Below are 17749 nucleotides of genomic sequence, written 5' to 3'. Positions count from 1 at the left end.
GATGGTGCGTCCGAGTAGACTCGAACTACCGACCCCCACCATGTCAAGGTGGTGCTCTAACCAACTGAGCTACGGACGCATCCGGTGTCGTCGTGGCTGACGACGGGGACGAATATTAGCGGCACATCGCCGGACTGGCAAGGGGGAATTATCACTTTTTCCCAGAAATTCACGCGATTGCTGGCAGAGTGTGCAGCCTTATGAAAAAAGCGGCAGCCTGGGCCACCGCTTCCGTCATCGCATCCCGATTTAGTGGGCGGCGCGCTGCAAGATCCAGCTCTTTGGCTGGCGTTGCAGCCAGCGAATTCGTAGCGCCATCATGATCGCCGCCGACGTCAGGCCGATGATGAAGCCAATCCAGAAGCCACTGGGCCCCATGGCTGGCCCGATCAGATCGGTCAAGGCCAAGAGGTAGCCGATCGGCAACCCTAACAGCCAATAGGCGATAAAGGTGATGAAGAAGATCGAGCGGGTATCCTTATAGCCACGCAGCACGCCACTGCCGATCACCTGTACCGAGTCGGAGATTTGGTAGAGCGCCGCCAGCAACATCAGGTGGGTGGCCATGGCGAGCACCGCGGCATCGTCGTTGTACAGCAGGGCGATGGGTTCGCGTAGCACGATGGTGAAGATCGCGGTACAGCACGCCATCGCCATGCCGACAGCGATGGCGGTGCGGGCGGAGATCCGGGCATCGTCCGTCGACCCCTGCCCGAGGCGATAGCCGACCCGGATCGTGGCGGCCACCCCCAGCGACATCGGCAGCACAAACATCAACGAACTGAAGTTGAGCGCGATCTGATGGCCGGCGACCGCGACGATACCCAGTGGCGACACCAGCAGGGCGACCACGGCGAAGAGGGTGACCTCGAAGAACAGTGCCAGGGCGATCGGCATACCGATGGCGATCAGCCGGCGCAGCGTCGCCCAGTCCGCAGGCTCGAACCGCCGTACCTGGCGTACATCTTTCAGTGAAGGGGCGCGGGTAACATAGCTGCGCATCAGCAGATACATGATCCAGTAGACGCTGGCGGTCGCCACGCCGCAACCGACGCCACCCAAGGCGGGGGCGCCGAACTTACCGTAGATGAAGATGTAGTTGATCGGAATATTGACTAACAAGCCGATAAAGCCGATGACCATCCCCGGCTTGGTCTTCGACAACCCCTCACACAATCCGCGCAATACCTGAAAGCAGAGATAACCCGGCGCCCCCCACATAATGGCATGCAGATAGCCGATGGCTTTCTCGGCCAGCAGCGGATCGATATTATCCATCATGTCGATGATATACCCGGCGTTATACAGCACGACGATGATCAGCACGGAGAGGCCGGCGACGAGCCAGAATCCCTGCGTCACCTGATGCGGAATGTTGGCACGCTTGCCGGCTCCGTTCAGTTGTGCGATGACGGGGGTCAGCGCCAGCAATAAGCCGTGACCGAACAGAATGGTGGGCAGCCAAATCGAGGTCCCTACCGCCACCGCCGCCATATCGGTGGCACTGACGCTACCGGCCATGACGGTATCGACAACCCCCATCGCCGTTTGGGCAATCTGAGCGATGATGACGGGGATAGCCAGGGCCAATAAACTACGCGCTTCGCGCCAATACTTCTGCACGGATACACCTTTGTGATTGTTGTCAGACGAAAGAGGGATGCACCTATCCCCACGGCACACCGTGAATGAAGCCACATAGAGGGGGGACGAACGCACTATTCTACCGACTTGCCCGCTAGATGGAAACTGATTGCGATGGAATGTTACTGCTGAGCCGCATATGGCGGGCTTTTACGGCGTAATGCTTTGGTTTGCGAATAATTTAGGGCACACTCATCAGCATTAATCCTAGACGGAATAGCGAATAGAGGAAGGCATTATGTTTACCGGAATTGTTCAGGGCACCGGCTCGGTGTTGGCGATCGATGAAAAACCCAATTTTCGTACCCATGTGGTACAGCTGCCGCCGGAGATGTTGGCCGGATTAGCGTTGGGCGCATCGGTGGCGAATAACGGCGTCTGCCTGACCGTCACCGGGATCGAGGGCGACCGTATCAGTTTCGACCTGATGAAGGAGACGCTACGCGTCACCAACCTGGGCGGATTGCAGGTGGGCGATCGCGTCAACCTGGAGCGGGCGGCCAAGTTTAACGATGAAATCGGTGGCCATCTGATGTCTGGCCATGTGATGGGCATGGCGGAGATCGTCAAGATCCTCAGTTCTGAGCACAACCGCCAGATCTGGTTCCGCGTCAACGACAGCGAGATGATGAAGTATGTGCTGCATAAGGGCTTCATCGGTATCGATGGCATCAGCCTGACGCTCGGCGAGGTGAGCAAGAATCGCTTCTGCGTTCATCTGATCCCAGAGACGTTGCAACGTACCACGTTGGGCGCCAAGCGCCTGGGTGACTGGGTGAATATCGAGATCGATCCGCAGACTCAGGCGGTGGTTGATACCGTCGAGCGTGTGTTAGCCAGTCGCGCCATCGCGGAGGGTGGACCGGCGGCGTAACCCTCTCCTCAGCGCGCCTGGGCGATGCCTGGGGTGCGCAGCAGGCTGACGGCGGCGGCGGCGAGGGCACAGGCCGCGCCCAGGAGTAGGGCGCCGTGTGTGCCGTGATCGTCACCTAACCAGTTAAACATCAGGGCGACCAAGGCGGCCCCCAACGTTTGGCCGAATAGCCGCGCGGTGCCCAGCATGCCGCTGGCACCGCCGCTACGTTGACGCGGCGCCGAGGCGATCATGGTGTGGTTATTGGGCGATTGGAATAGGCCGAAGCCGGCACCGCAGAGCGCCATGCGCCAGATGAGCGCGACATCATCCGGCTGCGTCGGCAGCCAGGCCAGGGACAAGAGGCCGACACCGGTCAGCGCCATACCCAGGCTGCCGAGTACGCCGGCGTTGACGCGCTCGACCAGGCGGCCAGCGATTGGCGCAACGATCATGGTCGCCAGCGGCCAAGGGGTGAGGAGCAGTCCGGTCGCAACCTCACCGTAGCCGAGGGTGCGTTGCAGGAAGAAGGGCAGCGAAACCAGGGCCAGCATCTGGGCGCAGAACGAACAGATGGAGGTGGCGATGGACAGGGCGAACACCGGGATGCGCATCAGATCGATCGGCAGCAATGGCTGTGGCTGTTGGCGCTCACGTCGGATCAGTAGCGTCGCGCAGATCAGCAATGCGACGCCCTCCAGCCAGAGTACGCTAGGTGATTGGCGTTGCGCTACGCCGCTGATCAGCGACAGCAGTAAACCGAACGTCAACGCGTTGAGCAATGCACTCAGACGATCGAAAGGCGCATGAGTGGGGGTCGCGGGATTGGCCGGTAGGCTGCCTCGCCCGATCAGATAGGCCAGTAGGCCAAAGGGGATGTTGATGGCGAATAGCCACGGCCAGTCACCCAATGACAGCACGGCGGCGGCGATGGTCGGGCCGGCGGCGGAGGAGACTGCGACCACGAGGGCGTTGAGCCCCATGCCCCGTCCCAGTTGGCTTGCCGGGTAGATCAGGCGGATCAGCGCGGTGTTGACGCTCATCAAGGCCGCGGCGGCGAAGCCTTGTAACACCCGCGATAGGGTCAGGGTCAGCAACGAGTCGGAGAGGGCGCAGGTCAGCGAGGTGAGACTGAACAGCAGACAGCCCGCGAGGAAGATACGTCGGTAACCGATGCGTTCCCCGATCGCCGCCAGCGACAGCAGCGAGATGGTCACCGCCAGTTGATAGGCATTGACGATCCAGATGGCATCGGCCGGGCTGGCGCGTAGATCATGGGCGATACTCGGCAAGGCCACGTTAGCGATGGCGCCGTCGAGTACGGCGATGGCGATGCCTAAGGCGATGGCCAGCATGGCGCCATAGCGCTGGCGTAAGGGCGGACCATCGAGGCTGTGGGGGGGACTGATCGCCACCATGACTCCTTATCAACACGCGTAACGTATTAGCATGCGTGATTAGTTGTGACCGTTATCACTTTGCACGTAAATCAGCGTGCTGGCAATCATCTTATCTTGCCGTAGCGCCTGCATTGTCGGTGGGTTGATGGCTGTCATTCCCCTCCTGTTCCGACTATAATGAAACACAGGTTCGTTTTTTTTGATAAGGTTGAGCTGACCCTATGACACTAGAAATCGATAAACAGCCCGATGCCGTTTCCTCTGTCCTGAAAGTCTTTGGCATTCTGCAAGCGTTGAGTGAAGAGCGGGAGATCGGTATCACCGAGCTCTCGCAGCGGGTGTTGATGTCCAAGAGTACCGTCTACCGCTTCTTGCAGACCATGAAGTCGCTGGGTTATGTGGCCCAGGATAGCGAGACGGAGAAGTATACCCTGACCTTGAAGCTGTTCGAGCTCGGCGCCCATGCGCTGCAAAATGTTGACCTGATCCGTCTGGCGGATGTGGAAATGCGTGAGCTATCGCGTTTGACGCGCGAGACCATTCATCTGGGGGCGCTGGATGAGGATGGTATCGTTTATATCCATAAGATCGACTCGATGTACAACCTGCGCATGTACTCCCGTATCGGGCGCCGCAATCCGCTGCACAGTACCGCCATCGGCAAGGTCTTACTGGCCTGGCGCGACGCGGCGGAAGTCGATGAGATTTGCCAGCAGATCGTCTTTACGCGCAGTACCACACACACTATCGGCAGTGTGGCCGAGCTGAAGCAGGCGCTGGCACAGGTGCATGCCCAGGGCTACGGTGAGGATAATGAAGAGCAGGAAGAGGGATTGCGTTGCATCGCCGTGCCGGTCTTTGATCGTTTTGGCGTCGTGGTGGCCGGACTGAGCATCTCTTTCCCGACCTTACGTTTTTCCGAGGAGGCCAAGCAGGAGTATGTGGCCATGTTGCACCGGGCGGCGCGCCGCATTTCCGAGCAGATGGGCTGCCACAGTTATCCGTTCTGATCCGCAGTGAGTCTTGATGCAGACGGGGGCCGAGTGGCCCCCGTTGTCGTTGCGTGTAGCGCTAAGCGGGTTAGTGTTGCAGTTCGGCGTCTTGGTCGGCGTCGAATACCTGGCGATCGGTCTGGCGCAGCAGCTGGCTGGTGACCGCACCGGCAGTCATTGCGCCGTTCACATTGAGGGCGGTCCGCCCCATGTCGATCAACGGTTCCACAGAGATCAGGAGCGCGACCAGGGTAACCGGGAGTCCCATTGCCGGTAGCACGATCAGCGCGGCGAAGGTGGCGCCGCCGCCGACGCCGGCAACCCCGGCCGAGCTGACGGTCACCACGCCGACCAGGGTCGCGATCCAGATCGGATCGAAGGGGTTGATGCCGACGGTCGGCGCGACCATGACCGCCAGCATCGCCGGGTAGAGGCCGGCACAACCGTTCTGACCGATGGTGGCGCCGAAGGAGGCGGAGAAGCTGGCGATCGACTCGGGGATGCCGATGCGGCGCGTCTGCGCCTCGACATTCAGCGGAATGCTGGCGGCGCTGGAGCGACTGGTGAAGGCGAAGGTCAGCACCGGCCACACCTTGCGGAAGAAGCGCAGCGGATTGATGCCGACCAGCGACAGGATCAGGGCATGCACCACGAACATGATCGCCAGGCCGAGGTAGGAGGCGACGACGAACCCGCCCAACTTAATAATGTCGTGAATATTCGAGCTGGCGACCACCTTGGTCATCAGCGCGAACACCCCGTAAGGCGTTAACTTCATCACCTGGCGTACTAACTTCATCACCAACGCCTGCAGAGTATCGATACCCTGCAGCACACGAGGTCCACGTTCGCCATCATCTTTCAGTAACTGCAACGCCGCGCTGCCGAGGATGGCGGCGAAGATCACCACGCTGATGATCGACGTCGGGCTGGCGCCGGTTAATTCGGCGAACGGATTCTTCGGAATGAAGGAGAGGATGAGCTGCGGCACGCTGAGATCGGCGACCTTACCGGCGTAACTGCCTTCGATCATCTGCAGGCGCGCGCTCTCCTGACTGCCCTGCACTAAGCCGTCGGCAGTGAGGCCGAACAGATCGGTGACGGCGACACCGACCAGTGCGGCGATCAGGGTGGTGAACAGCAGGGTGCCGATCGCTAACAGGCTGATCTTGCCCAGGGAAGCGGCATTATGCAGTTTGACCACGGCGCTGAGGATCGAGACGAAGACCAGCGGCATGACGATCATTTGCAGCAGTTGGACGTAACCGTTGCCGACGATATTGAACCAGGCGATGGAGTGCTTGAGCACCGGATGGTCGGCACCGTAGATCAGTTGCAGCACCAGACCAAACAGGACGCCGAGTAGCAGACCGGCCAAGACTTTCTTCGCCAGGCTCCAATGAGTATGGCGCGCGCGCGCCAGTAGCAGTAGTAGCGCGACAAACGCCACGATATTACCGATAAGCGGTAGGTTCATCCCAAAGTCCTCTCAACCAAGATGCCGTTGTCATTGTTATGGCCGATCATTCGATCGGCATTGTGGGCGACAGATTATCAGTACTCCCGCTGCCCGTTTTAGAACGAAATGGAATTAAATATAACGATAAGAGCGAGATTGTCGCAAATTCAGCCAGCAGAGTGTGAGTCAGCGCGCGTTACCCGTAGTGTGCTCGCTTGGCCGCCGGGGGATCGCGCCGCGAGTCGGCGCTAGGACGTGCCGTACTGGATCGGGCTCCCGGGTGGGGCGATGGCAGCATGCAGGGTGCACGCAACGGACAGTCCGCAGCAGTCAGCAGATTGCCGACGACGGCCGCTATCATCGGCTTGGCAGGCCGCCCCGTTCGTCTCGGAGAGGCAAGGCGGCTTAAAACGTGTGGTGAGGATAGGGCGTGAGGGTTACCAGTAGTGGCCAGTATAGTGCTGGATCAAGGTCATCAGCGGCATCAGATTGCCTTGCCAGTAGAGGGAGAAGCCGACCAAGGCCAGGCAGAGTACACGCTCTAGCTGATTGCCCTGGCGAGTGACCAGTAGCGGCAGACGAAAGCGCCAACGGATTGGCCAGAGCAAGGGGACCCCGGCGGGCGTCAACATGTCGGCCAGCAGGTGGCTGAGGTAACCGATGATCATCGCCTGGAGGGCATCGGCGGGGATCCCCCAGGTGGTACTGGGCCATTCGTGGTTGAGCAGATAGAGCGCCCCCCCGATGGCCAGCAGACTATGGGTAAAACCACGATGGCCAAAGGCACGGGCGATAGGCACCGAGATCCAGCGTAGCCGTTGACCGAGTAAGGAGCGCGGGTGATCGATGTCCGGTAACAGGCTGGTCAGCAACGCGCCGGGGATCATATGCCACCAGTCACCGTGCGCCAGTACCGGCGTCACCTCGGCCTTCTTCGCCAGGATGATGCAGGCTACCGAGAAGAGGAGATGGCCTTCCGCCGTCATGAGAGTGCCTAATCTAAATACTGTGAATTTATCCAGAGTATCGTAGTCAGACGATTCTGCAATAGGTGACAGCGTCACTGATGGCTGTTTGCTGTATAAATATACAGAAAAGGGGCCTTTTTGTGCGACCCCGGGTGCGTGGCTCCCCGCTGAGGGGGCGTCAGGGCTGGAGATCGCGCGCGCGCAACTGCTCTAGCGATGCCAGCTTGACCTCGGCCAAGGCCCAGCGCGGGTCGTCGAAGGCGCTGGCGGCGGGCACCACGATCGAACGCATGCGCGCCGCTTTGGTGGCGATCATGCCGTTGAAGGAGTCCTCCAGCGTGACGCAGGACAGGGGATCGCTGCCGAGCGCCTCGGCGGCCCCCAGATAGACCTCCGGATGTGGCTTGCTATGGGGCAGATGCTCGGCGGAGGCCACGTGATCGAAGTACTCTTCCAGGGCGAACATTTTCAGCACTTCCTGCAGCATGGGTAACGGCGAGGCCGAGGCTAAACCGATGCGCAGATCCTGCTGGCGGCATAGGCGTAGCGCCGCCTCCACGCCGGGCAATAGCGGGCGTGTCTCTCGCACCTGCTCCAGTACCCGATCCAGGATGCGTTGACACACCGCCTGTTGGCTCAGGCCGCGCCAGGGTTGGCGTTGATACCACAGGCGAACCACTTGATCGATGCGCAGGCCCAGCGTCTCTGGCACATCATCGTGTATGTTGAGCCCTAACTCAGCGAAGATCTCCAGCTCGCTGCTTTGCCATAATGGTTCTGAGTCTATCAATAACCCATCCATATCGAAGAGGGCGGTGGTGATGCGTCCAGTACTCATGATGCTCCTTGCGTGGGCAGAAAGTCAGTGCGCTTACTGTATCATTCACTATGCTTTTGTTTAAGCAGATGATGTGCAAGTCCCCCCGCAGCGTGTGGCGGGCGCCTCCTGCCGATTGCGTCGCCGCGCATAGCCACGTAGACTGCGCGGCATCAATTTAAGGATTAAGTAACTGAGGGGTGAGTATGACCTATCAACAGGCCGGTTGGATGGCGATCGCCAAGCGTATCTTGGGCTGGATAGTGTTCATTCCTGCGCTATTGTCGACGTTGATTTCGTTGTTGGGTTTCCTCTACCAACACAGTGAAAAGCAGCAGGGTATCAACGCGGTGATGCTGGATTTCGTTCATGTGATGATCGACATGGTGCGTTTCAATACACCGTTTCTGGATCTGTTTTGGCAACATTCGCCGCTTCCGGTGTGGGGTGAGGGGATCACCGCCGCTAATGTGCTGTTTTTCGTGATCTATTGGTTCATCTTTGTCGGCATGGCACTCTGCACCTCCGGGGCGCGTATGACGCGCCAGGTACGCCACATTCGTGAGGGACTGGAGGATTATCTGATCCTCGAGCAAGCCAAAGGTGAGACCGGGCAGACGCGCGCGCAGCTGGAGCAGCGTGTCGTCATCCCTCATCACACCATCCTGCTGCAAATCTTCCCACTTTATCTGTTGCCGCTGATCCTGTTGGCGCTGGGCTACCTGGTGCTCCGCCTGCTGGGGATGATATAAGCGCGGCCAGGCATGAGCGCCTGACCGTCGCGGGGGATGCGCGGATTAGCTCGCGTCGCTGTGCATAAGCGTATCGATGGCTTTGCCCGCCAGCGCCAGGTGAGGACCGGCGAACAGATTGCAGTGGTTGAGGCGGTGATAGAGCTGGTAGAGCGGCTGGCGCGCAATAAAGTCTTTCGGGAGTGGCCAGACGCTCTGATAACCGTCGTAGATCTGTGCGGGGAGTTGCGGATAGAGGGGTAACAGCGCCAGATCGCATTCGCGATCGCCCCAATAACAGGCGGGATCGAAGATCACCGGGCCCGCCGGGCTGAGCCCCATGTTGTCTGGCCACAGGTCGCCGTGCAGCAACGCCGGTTGTGGCTGATGCTCTTGCAGGCCGCTTCGTACGCGCTCGACGATCTGGTCGATGTCACCAAAGGTGATGCCCTTTTCCGCCGCCAACTGTAGCTGCCAGCCGATGCGCTGTTCGGCGAAGAAGGTCGACCAGCGCCGTTGCCAGGTATTGGGTTGCGGGGAGGTGGCCAGCAAGTTGTCGGTGTCGAAACCAAACTGTGGCTGTTCACCCCAACGGTGTAGCCGTGCCAGCTGTTGGCCGAGCAGGTAAGCATGATGCGCATCCAACGGACGCACCGGCAAGTATTCCAACAGTAAGAAGCTGGCGTCTCGGGTGCTGCCGACGCCATATACCTGGGGGGTACGCACCGTCGCGCTCCGCGCCAGCAGCGCCAACTGATCGGCCTCTGCCTGGAAGCTGTGTAAGAAGTCGGGGGTGTCGCATTTGATGAAGACGTTGCGCTGCCCATCGCTGATCCGCCAGGCACGGTGTACCGTCCCGCCGGGGAGCTCAAGACGCTCTTGCAGGGTGAAGGTCTCGTTGAAATGGCTGCTTAATAGACGGCTTACGGCTTGCCACATGGTTTACCCCCTCGACGTTGGCGGAGAGACGAAACGACCGCGCCGCCTGTCGGCACGGCCTTGGAAACCGGATGCTGTGTCGCGTACTTAGTCGTGTTGGGGAGCGTTGCGTGCCTCGGCGCGCGCTAAGCGCCGAGCGGTGAAATACTCATCACGCGGTAATGCCTCGACGGTGAGGCATTGCCCCAGCGCCTGTTGCCCCAGGGCCTGGGCCAGGCGTTCGACATCGGACTGCGCCTGCACGCTGGTCAAGGCGTAAGTATCGGCCGCCAGGCGATGGGGGATGCCATCGGCATCGGCGACGGTCGTGGCGAAACCGGCCTGCTGCAATGCCTGCCGTAAGCCGGCGCGGGCCGCCTCGTCGTCGGGCAAACCCATTAATCTGACGATATAGCAGGCAAAATTGGATTGGCTCATGGTATACCTCAGCAGATCGGCGAATCTTCACAAGAATAGACTAAAAATGTGTGTAAAAAGGTGAAAGGCGCAACAAAGCGTAAAAATCAGCTAGCCATGCCCCTTTTTTTTCTGGCACCATTCACCAACCTAATTATTAACCCTGTATAAGAGGTGCCGTAACGGTGAAGATTCGACTCGGTTGTCTGTTGGCGGTATTGCTGCTGGCGGGATGCGCCAAGCAGCACACGTCAACACCAGCCAAGGTAACGCTTAATCAGCATAGCGGTGGATTTTTACGGGATTCGGCCGATATGGATCTGGCAGACGACAGCGAGTTTGCCAGCTATATTCGCAGCGCGGCCAATACCTATAACGTGGATGAAACCTTGATCAAGGCGATTATCCAGGTAGAGTCGGGCGGGAATCCCCGCGCGGTGAGTCGCTCCAATGCCATCGGCCTGATGCAGTTGAAGGCCTCGACCGCCGGTCGCGACGCTTACCGTAAGAAAGGGCGCTATGGACAGCCGACCACCCGTGAACTGAAAGATCCGGCGGTGAATATCGATCTGGGTACCGCCTATTTGAATATCCTGAAGAACCAGCAATTGGCCGGGATCACCAATCCCGAAACCATGCGTTATGCGATGATTGTCGCGTATGCCAACGGGGCGGGCGCCATGTTGCGTACCTTCGCCCGTGACCGGGATGTGGCGATCGCCAAGATCAACCGCATGACGCCGGAGCAGTTCTGCCAGTATATTCGTAAGAAGCATCCGGCCGCCCAGGCGCCGCGTTACCTCTGGAAGGTCAACAACGCCTATCTGGCGATGGCGCGTTGATTCAGGCTTGGTCCTGACTGTGGTTAGCCCCGGTTTGGTTGTAGGCTAACCACAGTCATCTCTCCTCCCTCGCTGCTCGCAGGCGATGCGCTGCTCACGCCCCCTCTGAGACTGTCCTGGCGATCCCCAGAGGAACCTCGTTTATAGCGATGATTGTCGGTTTTTTATGCTATAAAAAAGGCTTTTTGTGACTTTTAGCGCAAAATTTTATATCATTGCCACCGTAGTTATTCTGCCACCCTTTGCTCACCGCTGTATGACCTCCGCATTTGCCACGTCAGTGCCGCTAGGATGACACCGCATCCACCGGATGGTCGCGCGTGGGCGGGAGGCAGTGTTTCGGGCAGAACTGGATGTCTGCATGAGCCTATCGTCCGTATAACCAAGGTATGAAGAATTAATGACCGTACTTGCTACTGATGCCGGGCAGAACGCCACTCCGCGGCTGTCCCGCTGGAATAAAACCGATACCGTCTGGATGTTCGGACTGTATGCCACCGCCGTTGGCGCGGGGACGCTGTTCCTGCCGATCAATGCCGGTCTGAACGGACCGCTGGTATTGATCCTGATGGCGCTGCTGGCCTACCCCTTGACCTACTTACCGCACCGGGCGCTGTGCCGCCTAGTCCTCTCCGGCAGCCGACGCGACGGTGATATCACCGATGTGGCGGAAGAGCACTTTGGTACCCTGGCAGGCAAGGGGATCATGGTGTTGTATCTGTTGGCCTTCTTTCCCATCGTGTTGGTCTATAGCATCTCCATCGCGAACGCCTTGGAAAGCTTCCTGATCCACCAGTTTCATGTGACACCGCCGCCGCGCCTGTGGCTCAGCTTCGGCGTCGTGGCGTTGTTGGCGCTGATCCTGAGTACCGGACGGGAGGCCATCGTGGCTGCCATGGGGGTGTTGGTGTTTCCCCTGATCATTTTCCTGTTGGGGATCTCGCTGTATCTGATCCCTTACTGGCAGCCGGGGCGTTTCTTTGCCGGTCTCGGGCAGACCGATCTGGCCGACCCCACGCTATGGCGTTCGCTGTGGCTGGCGGTACCGGTGATGGTGTTCTCCTTTAGCCATGCGCCGATCATCTCCTCCTTCGCCTCCAGTCAGCGTCAGCTGTATGGTGAGCAGGCGGAGCGCCGTTGCGCGCGCATCATGCGTTACAGCTACATCATGATCTGTGTCAGCATTCTGTTCTTCGTGTTCAGCTGTGTGATGAGCCTGTCCCATGCGGATATGTTGGCGGCCCGCCAGCAGAATATTACGGTGCTCTCCAGCCTGGCGAACCGTTTCTCCAACCCACTGATCGCCTATCTGGGACCGGTGATCGCCATCCTGGCGATGTCCAAATCTTATCTGGGCACGTCGCTGGGCGTGACGGAGGGGGCGACCAGTTTGATCGATGGCCTGTTCCGGGGAGTCGGGCGTCCGGTCTCCGCGCGTGTGACTAACCGTCTCGCGGCGCTGGTCTTGTTCCTGGTCACCTGGTTGGTGACCTTCTTGAACCCGAGCGCGTTACATATCATCGAGACCATTAGCGGGCCGTTGATCGCGGTGATCCTGTTTATCCTGCCGATGTATGCCATTCACCGTATTCCGGCGATGCGCAAGTACCGTTCGGCGAGTAATCCCTTCATCCTGTTGATGGGGCTGATCGCCCTGTCCGCGTTGGTGTACAGTCTGCTGTAATCGCCTGACGTCTCGCTTAAACGCCCCCATACGCTGTGCGTGTGGGGGCGTTTTTTCAAGCGCGAGGGGCGGTTCGGAGGAATCCGAGGCGCAGGCCGTCACCGCGAGCATGGCGGCGCTACGGTCGCGTCCGCCGGGGTGAGGATGCGTGGTGCGATCTGCTGCAACAGCGCCTGCTGGTGGCTGAAGATGATCATCCCGAGCGGCCGGCGTTGACTCTCCTGTAGCAGGTAATGCCAGATATCGCGTTGGATCGCGGGATCTAACTGGGCGGTGATCTCGTCGGCGATCAGATAGCGCGTGCGCGGATCTAGCGCCCGTAGCAGGGCGATACGCGCCAGTTCGCCGCCGGAGAGTTGGCCCGGCTTGCGCAGGAGCCACTGCGGCTGAATATGCAGCCGCGCCAAGATCTGCGCATCGGGTCGCCAGGCATCATGCAGGGCGGCACCGGTGGTACGCCAGGGGTTAAAGGTCAGCTCGGGGTGCTGGGGGACCAGTTGCACCGGGCAATAGCCGCGGGAGGGGAGCGGAGCGCCGTCGAGCTGCACCTGGCCCGCCGCGGCTTTCTGCCAACCGGCGAGTACCCGCCCGAGTGTCGTCTTACCGAAGCCGCTCGGCGCGCTGATGCCCAGGCGCTCGCCGGGTTGGAGGGTGAGATTGAGCCCTTGCCATAGCCATTTTCCACCTTGCCGAATGGCCAAATCGTGACAACTCAGCATGGCATCGTCTCCGCCGTCGGGAACAGCGTGACGCGCTCGGGTAGCGCCTGCCATTGTCGCATCAGGCGTGCGCTGATCTCCCCGCGTTGTAATTGCGCCCGGCTGACGCTGTCGCAAACCTCGCCCTGATGCAGGGCGACGATGCGATCGGCATAGCGGGCGGCCAGCATCAGATCATGCGTGACCCACAGGATACCGCAGCCCTGATCGCAGAGTCGCCGCAACTGTTGCAACAGCTGGCAGGCCAGCGACTCATCCAGCCAGGCGGTGATCTCGTCGGCCAATATATAACGGGCGTGGCTGAGAGAGGCATGGCAGGCCAGTACCCGCTTCGCCATGCCGCCGGAGAGTTGGCGTGGGTAACGCTGCATTACCGCCGGATCGAGCTGACTCTGGCGTAGCACGGCGCTGGCCTGTTCGACGTCCCAATGTTGCCCGGCCAGATGACGGGTGCGTTGCAGGTGGCGCTCGATGTTGAGCAGCGGGTTGAGCGCCGAGACGCCTTGCGGCACGTAGCACAGGGTATGGCCGCGTAGGCGGCGGCGACACTCGGCGGAGAGTGGCTTGCCATCCAGGCTCAGGGTGCCGTGGCTGCGCAGGTTATTGGGCAGCAGATCGAGGGCGCACTGTAACAGCAGGCTCTTCCCTTCGCCGCTGCCACCGACTAGTGCCACCAACTCGCCGGGGGCGACATCCAGCGAGATGCCACGCAGTAGCGGCGACCAGCGCCGCGCGCCGTACCAGCGGTAGTGGGCCGCCTCCAGGGTGATCGCTTGAAAACTTAACATGTCTCACTCCTTAGCCACAGCCGCTGTAGTGCATGGGCGAACTGATCGAACAGTAACACCAACGTCAGCAGCATCAGGCCGGGGAACAGTACCAGCCACCAGTTACCGTGGCTGATGAAACGCAGGGCATCGGCCAACAACAGGCCGAGCGACGGTTCGTGCGGCGCCAGGCCGAAACCGAGAAAACTGAGCGCGGCGCTGTGTAACACGGCGTGCGGGAACATCAGCAGGGTGCCGGTCAGCCACTGCGGCAGCAGGGCTGGCAGATAGTGATGGCGCCAGCAGTAGAGGGGGCCGTTGCCGATACGTCGCGCCAGGGTCAGATAGTCGCTATGCGCCACCCGTTGCGCCTCGGCGCGCAGGATCAGCGCCAGGCGCGGCCAGTGAGTCAGCGCGACCGCCATGATCACCCCGCTCTTGCCTCCCCCCAGCGTGAAGCAGATCAGGATCAGCAACAACAGATGCGGTAGGGAGAGGAGGGTATCCGTCAGCAAGCGCATCAGCGTGTCCAGACGGGGATGCCACTGGGAGAGGGCCGCCATCAGCAAGGCGATCACCCCGCTGCATAGCGCCGCACCGGTACCGATTTGTAGGCTGGTCAGCGCGCCTTGGAAGCTGCGTAGCCAGAGATCGCGCCCCATGTTGTCGGTACCGAACCAGTGGCTGGCGCTGGGGGGCTGATGACGCGCCAGTAGATCGATCGCCAAGCTCTGATCCAGCGAGTTGTAGGCGTACCACGCGATCAACAGTAAGAGTGACGACGAGAGAAACAGGCGCGCCAGGGTTGGGGCAGGGTTATACAGCATCGGGTCGCTCCAGTGCGCGGTTCATGCGGCGGATTAGCCAGGCCGACAGGGTATTTCCGCTGAAGACCAGCAGCGTACTGAATAGGACGATCCCCATCAAGAGGGGAACGTCGCCGCGTAATCCGGCGTCGATGGTCGCCTGTCCCAAACCGGGATAGGCGAAGACCTTCTCCGCCAGCAGTGCGCCGCCGAGCAGTTCACCGAGGGAGGCGAATTGCAGGCACAATGCCGGGGTGAGGGCATGGCGCAAGACTTGGCTGCGCAACAGCGACCAGCCATGATCGCCCTGGGCACGCGCGAAGCGTACGAAGTCGCTGGCCATCACGCTGGCGATCTTCTCCCGCGTATGCAGGGTGATCTGTCCCATCCCCAACAAGCTGAGGGCGCATACCGGTAAGACGAGGTGGCGCAGCCGCTCCGCCCAACTGGCGCTGGCGGCATCGCCGCCCGGCTCCCAGGCGCAACAGACCGGCAGCAATGGCCACTGGACGGCGAACAGAGCCAGCAGTAGCAGCGCGATCCAGAAGGTGGGCAGCGAGGAGAGCAGGTAACTCAGGCGGCAGATCAGACGATCCGGCCAGCGATTCAGGTAGCGCCCCGCCAGGCAGCCCAGGCCGAGACCGGCCAGGCCGGAGAGTAACCAGGCACCGGCGAGCAGGGCGAAGGAGGTGGCGAAGCGTTCGCCGATGACGCTGGCGACGGGCGCGTTAAACAGCATCGAGTAGCCGAGATCCCCCTGTAACAGGCGCAGGAACCAGTGGCCGAACCGCTGCCACAGGGGTTGGTCTAACCCCCAGCGCGCGGCGATCTTGGCGTACTGCTCGGGCGGCACGTGCAGCAGATCGTTGCCGATGTAGGCGCGGATAGGGTCGACCGGTGAGAAGCTGAGCAAGACGAAGGTGCCGGCTGCCACCAGCACCAACAGTAAAGCCAGCCGTAACAACGGGGCAAGCAGACGCATCATTAACGGCAGGTCCAGGTCCAGTCATCCAGGTTATTCAGCAGTGACCAGCTACCGTGGATCTCCGGTGCGCCTTTGCCGAGATTGACGCACGGATTGGCCAGGTAGGTGTGCTGGATGTTGAGCAGCCATGCCCAGGCGGCATCACCCTGCACCCCGGCACCCTGTTTCCCGTCCCACTCGACCTGCTGCCAGAAAGGCAACGCCTGACGCCAATCGGGGGCATCCACCGCCTGTTGCAGATGGCGCTCTACCACCGGATTACTGTAGTAGCCGGGGTTGTAATACTCTACGCCAGCCGCCTTGCCACTATAGTGGTGATATAACTCCATCGGATCCAGGCTCCCCCAGCCGAACAGGGTCGGATTGGCGTGCATGTGGCGTTCGACGGTCTCCCAGCTGCCGGATTTCAGGGTAATGGCGATACCCAGCGGTTGTAACATCGCGCGCACCGCCTCGGCGATATCGCGTCGGGTGCTATCCCCGCTGGCATACCACAGGGTCAGGCGTGCCTGCTGGCCCGCTTTTTCACGGATGCCATCTTTCCCGACTTTCCAACCGGCCTGATCCAGGATGGCCTTAGCCTTGGCCAGATCGCCGTCTTTAAAGGCGATGTCTGGGTTCTGCCACGGTAAGCCCTGTACCGCACTATAGGCAGGGATGGCGTGTCCTTCCATCAGTTGATCGGCCAGTTGCTGGCGATTAATGGCGTAGTTGATGGCGCGGCGGATGGCGACGTCGGCGGTGACATCATTGCCGATGGGATTACCCTCGGCATCTTTTTTCCCGGCCGGTACCATCGGGAAGACGATGCCACGGTTCTCCACGCTATCGCGTACCCAGAGCTTCAGATTCTTCTGCTGTGGGGCTACGGCCATGGAGGGAGCGATGCGGACCAGATCCAGCTGGCCGCTCTGCGCCGCGGCGTAGGCGTTATCTTCGTCGAGGAAGACGAACACCAGACGGTTAAAGTCGTTTTTCTTGCCGGCGTAGTAGGGGTTAGCCTCGACGATTAACTGTTGGCCAGGCTGGAAGCTGACCAGACGATACGGGCCCGCCCCGATCGGTTGTTTGGCGAAGGTCTTCGCGTTGTAATGGTCGCTGGGGACGATCCCCAGGGAGCCGAGTACGTTAACGAAGGTGCTCTGCGGCGCGCTCAGGGTGATTTCGATGCGGCGATCATCCAACGCACGGGCCTGCTGAAAGTTACCCATGTCGATCTTGCCACCGCTTTTCGCCGCCTGATTATAGGTAAAGACGACGTCTTCGGCCGTCAGCGCGGAGCCATCAGAGAATTTCAGATCGGGCTTCAAGGTTAATACCCAGGTCTTACCGTCCGCGCTGGTGGTCACTTGTTCCGTGAGCAGATCGCCCCAGCTCATGTCGGCATTCTGACGCAATAGCGGTGCGTGCAGGAGGAAATAGCTGCCGTGGCTCCAACCGAGCATCGGGTCGAAACCCTCAGTCGGTTCGGCGCCGATGGCCATCTTCAGGGTATGGTTGGTGGCCGGCTGTTCGGCGAACACCGGTGCGGCCAGCGCCAGGGTGAGGGCAGTGGAAAGGAGGGTAAATCGACCGATTGTCATCATTATTCTATCCCAGGGTTATTTTTTATCATCTGGGCGACGTCATTGTCGCCACATGGCAATGCCTGCGTTAGGGAGCGCACGCAACGGCGCTTGTTATAACAAACCCGCTGCCGGCTAAACATGATTTAGAACAGGTAAAGTATGCAGTTTATCAGCCTTCT

The 17749-nt window shown here is 60.3% G+C and carries 17 protein-coding genes and 1 tRNA gene; 5 read left to right on the top strand and 13 right to left on the bottom strand.

Going from position 1 to position 17749, the window contains the following annotated elements; all coding sequences use genetic code 11:
* Positions 1-2: 2 nt before the first annotated feature.
* Positions 3-79, bottom strand: a tRNA-Val gene (locus ACEQFP_RS05200).
* A gap of 170 nt (positions 80-249) precedes the next feature.
* Positions 250-1623 (bottom strand): MATE family efflux transporter, encoded by a 1374-nt coding sequence (locus ACEQFP_RS05195; protein WP_370546787.1) that lies wholly within the window; start codon positions 1621-1623, stop codon positions 250-252.
* A gap of 259 nt (positions 1624-1882) precedes the next feature.
* On the opposite strand from ACEQFP_RS05195, the gene ACEQFP_RS05190 reads away from it, so the two are divergent.
* Complete coding sequence (locus ACEQFP_RS05190; protein WP_098143251.1) at positions 1883-2518, top strand: riboflavin synthase subunit alpha; 636 nt, start codon at positions 1883-1885, stop codon at positions 2516-2518.
* A gap of 8 nt (positions 2519-2526) precedes the next feature.
* Here ACEQFP_RS05190 and ACEQFP_RS05185 read toward each other — a convergent pair whose 3' ends face one another.
* Positions 2527-3915: an MFS transporter gene (locus ACEQFP_RS05185; RefSeq protein WP_370546786.1), complete on the bottom strand. Its 1389-nt coding sequence runs from the start codon at positions 3913-3915 to the stop codon at positions 2527-2529.
* 203 nt (positions 3916-4118) lie between these two features.
* On the opposite strand from ACEQFP_RS05185, the gene kdgR reads away from it, so the two are divergent.
* Positions 4119-4907 (top strand): DNA-binding transcriptional regulator KdgR, encoded by a 789-nt coding sequence (gene kdgR / locus ACEQFP_RS05180; protein WP_005285393.1) that lies wholly within the window; start codon positions 4119-4121, stop codon positions 4905-4907.
* Between the two features lie 70 nt (positions 4908-4977).
* Here kdgR and ACEQFP_RS05175 read toward each other — a convergent pair whose 3' ends face one another.
* From ACEQFP_RS05175 to hxpB, 3 genes are all read right to left on the bottom strand, one after another.
* Entirely contained in the window at positions 4978-6366 is a 1389-nt protein-coding gene (locus ACEQFP_RS05175; RefSeq protein WP_005285395.1) for an L-cystine transporter, read from the bottom strand.
* 419 nt (positions 6367-6785) lie between these two features.
* Entirely contained in the window at positions 6786-7334 is a 549-nt protein-coding gene (locus ACEQFP_RS05170; protein WP_005285403.1) for a metal-dependent hydrolase, read from the bottom strand.
* 160 nt (positions 7335-7494) lie between these two features.
* Entirely contained in the window at positions 7495-8154 is a 660-nt protein-coding gene (gene hxpB, locus ACEQFP_RS05165) for a hexitol phosphatase HxpB (RefSeq protein ID WP_005285404.1), read from the bottom strand.
* A gap of 185 nt (positions 8155-8339) precedes the next feature.
* On the opposite strand from hxpB, the gene ACEQFP_RS05160 reads away from it, so the two are divergent.
* On the top strand, positions 8340-8885 hold the full coding sequence (locus tag ACEQFP_RS05160) for a YniB family protein (RefSeq protein ID WP_005285406.1): 546 nt from the start codon (positions 8340-8342) through the stop codon (positions 8883-8885).
* Positions 8886-8930: 45 nt separating this feature from the next.
* Here ACEQFP_RS05160 and ACEQFP_RS05155 read toward each other — a convergent pair whose 3' ends face one another.
* Both ACEQFP_RS05155 and ghoS read right to left on the bottom strand, forming a co-directional pair.
* Positions 8931-9803 carry a fructosamine kinase family protein gene (locus ACEQFP_RS05155; RefSeq protein ID WP_005285408.1) on the bottom strand — a complete coding sequence of 291 codons (873 nt, stop codon included), beginning with the start codon at positions 9801-9803 and terminating at the stop codon, positions 8931-8933.
* An 87-nt stretch (positions 9804-9890) separates the two neighbouring features.
* Positions 9891-10220, bottom strand: a complete 330-nt coding sequence (gene ghoS / locus ACEQFP_RS05150; RefSeq protein WP_005285410.1) for a type V toxin-antitoxin system endoribonuclease antitoxin GhoS — start codon at positions 10218-10220, stop codon at positions 9891-9893.
* 164 nt (positions 10221-10384) lie between these two features.
* Between ghoS and ACEQFP_RS05145 the strand changes: the two genes are divergently transcribed.
* Together ACEQFP_RS05145 and ACEQFP_RS05140 are read left to right on the top strand one after the other, a co-directional pair.
* Positions 10385-11041, top strand: coding sequence for a transglycosylase SLT domain-containing protein (locus ACEQFP_RS05145; RefSeq protein WP_005293401.1), 657 nt, complete (start codon positions 10385-10387; stop codon positions 11039-11041).
* A gap of 400 nt (positions 11042-11441) precedes the next feature.
* Positions 11442-12725: a hypothetical protein gene (locus ACEQFP_RS05140; RefSeq protein ID WP_005285414.1), complete on the top strand. Its 1284-nt coding sequence runs from the start codon at positions 11442-11444 to the stop codon at positions 12723-12725.
* A 98-nt stretch (positions 12726-12823) separates the two neighbouring features.
* Here ACEQFP_RS05140 and ACEQFP_RS05135 read toward each other — a convergent pair whose 3' ends face one another.
* From ACEQFP_RS05135 to ACEQFP_RS05115, 5 genes are read right to left on the bottom strand one after another with little or no spacing between them, the layout of a single operon-like run.
* Positions 12824-13444 (bottom strand): ATP-binding cassette domain-containing protein, encoded by a 621-nt coding sequence (locus ACEQFP_RS05135; protein WP_279509487.1) that lies wholly within the window; start codon positions 13442-13444, stop codon positions 12824-12826.
* Positions 13438-14232 (bottom strand): ATP-binding cassette domain-containing protein, encoded by a 795-nt coding sequence (locus ACEQFP_RS05130; RefSeq protein ID WP_005285417.1) that lies wholly within the window; start codon positions 14230-14232, stop codon positions 13438-13440. The genes ACEQFP_RS05135 and ACEQFP_RS05130 overlap by 7 nt, the downstream gene beginning before the upstream one ends.
* Positions 14226-15038: an ABC transporter permease gene (locus tag ACEQFP_RS05125; RefSeq protein ID WP_005285419.1), complete on the bottom strand. Its 813-nt coding sequence runs from the start codon at positions 15036-15038 to the stop codon at positions 14226-14228. Before ACEQFP_RS05125 ends, ACEQFP_RS05130 begins: the two co-directional genes overlap by 7 nt.
* A complete protein-coding gene (locus ACEQFP_RS05120; protein ID WP_005285421.1) occupies positions 15028-16002 on the bottom strand; it encodes an ABC transporter permease in 975 nt (324 codons plus the stop codon). Before ACEQFP_RS05120 ends, ACEQFP_RS05125 begins: the two co-directional genes overlap by 11 nt.
* Entirely contained in the window at positions 16002-17588 is a 1587-nt protein-coding gene (locus ACEQFP_RS05115; RefSeq protein ID WP_047059987.1) for an ABC transporter substrate-binding protein, read from the bottom strand. Before ACEQFP_RS05115 ends, ACEQFP_RS05120 begins: the two co-directional genes overlap by 1 nt.
* Positions 17589-17749 lie beyond the last annotated feature (161 nt).

Origin of the sequence: Edwardsiella sp. A.80236 (assembly GCF_044540725.1) — a bacterium.
Lineage (GTDB): Bacteria > Pseudomonadota > Gammaproteobacteria > Enterobacterales > Enterobacteriaceae > Edwardsiella > Edwardsiella tarda.
Note: the sequence above shows the minus strand (reverse complement) of the source record. Positions and strands in the feature narration are given on the sequence as shown.

Excerpts from the sequence above, each read along its gene's own strand:
- ACEQFP_RS05170 (WP_005285403.1), bottom strand. The coding sequence starts at position 7,334 with ATGACGGCGGAAGGCCATCTCCTCTTCTCGGTAGCCTGCATCATCCTG.
- ACEQFP_RS05115 (WP_047059987.1), bottom strand. The coding sequence starts at position 17,588 with ATGATGACAATCGGTCGATTTACCCTCCTTTCCACTGCCCTCACCCTG.
- ghoS (WP_005285410.1), bottom strand. The coding sequence starts at position 10,220 with ATGAGCCAATCCAATTTTGCCTGCTATATCGTCAGATTAATGGGTTTG.
- ACEQFP_RS05120 (WP_005285421.1), bottom strand. The coding sequence starts at position 16,002 with ATGATGCGTCTGCTTGCCCCGTTGTTACGGCTGGCTTTACTGTTGGTG.
- ACEQFP_RS05125 (WP_005285419.1), bottom strand. The coding sequence starts at position 15,038 with ATGCTGTATAACCCTGCCCCAACCCTGGCGCGCCTGTTTCTCTCGTCG.
- ACEQFP_RS05155 (WP_005285408.1), bottom strand. The coding sequence starts at position 9,803 with ATGTGGCAAGCCGTAAGCCGTCTATTAAGCAGCCATTTCAACGAGACC.
- ACEQFP_RS05185 (WP_370546786.1), bottom strand. The coding sequence starts at position 3,915 with ATGGTGGCGATCAGTCCCCCCCACAGCCTCGATGGTCCGCCCTTACGC.
- ACEQFP_RS05135 (WP_279509487.1), bottom strand. The coding sequence starts at position 13,444 with ATGCTGAGTTGTCACGATTTGGCCATTCGGCAAGGTGGAAAATGGCTA.
- ACEQFP_RS05140 (WP_005285414.1), top strand. The coding sequence starts at position 11,442 with ATGACCGTACTTGCTACTGATGCCGGGCAGAACGCCACTCCGCGGCTG.
- ACEQFP_RS05160 (WP_005285406.1), top strand. The coding sequence starts at position 8,340 with ATGACCTATCAACAGGCCGGTTGGATGGCGATCGCCAAGCGTATCTTG.
- ACEQFP_RS05190 (WP_098143251.1), top strand. The coding sequence starts at position 1,883 with ATGTTTACCGGAATTGTTCAGGGCACCGGCTCGGTGTTGGCGATCGAT.
- kdgR (WP_005285393.1), top strand. The coding sequence starts at position 4,119 with ATGACACTAGAAATCGATAAACAGCCCGATGCCGTTTCCTCTGTCCTG.
- ACEQFP_RS05175 (WP_005285395.1), bottom strand. The coding sequence starts at position 6,366 with ATGAACCTACCGCTTATCGGTAATATCGTGGCGTTTGTCGCGCTACTA.
- hxpB (WP_005285404.1), bottom strand. The coding sequence starts at position 8,154 with ATGAGTACTGGACGCATCACCACCGCCCTCTTCGATATGGATGGGTTA.
- ACEQFP_RS05130 (WP_005285417.1), bottom strand. The coding sequence starts at position 14,232 with ATGTTAAGTTTTCAAGCGATCACCCTGGAGGCGGCCCACTACCGCTGG.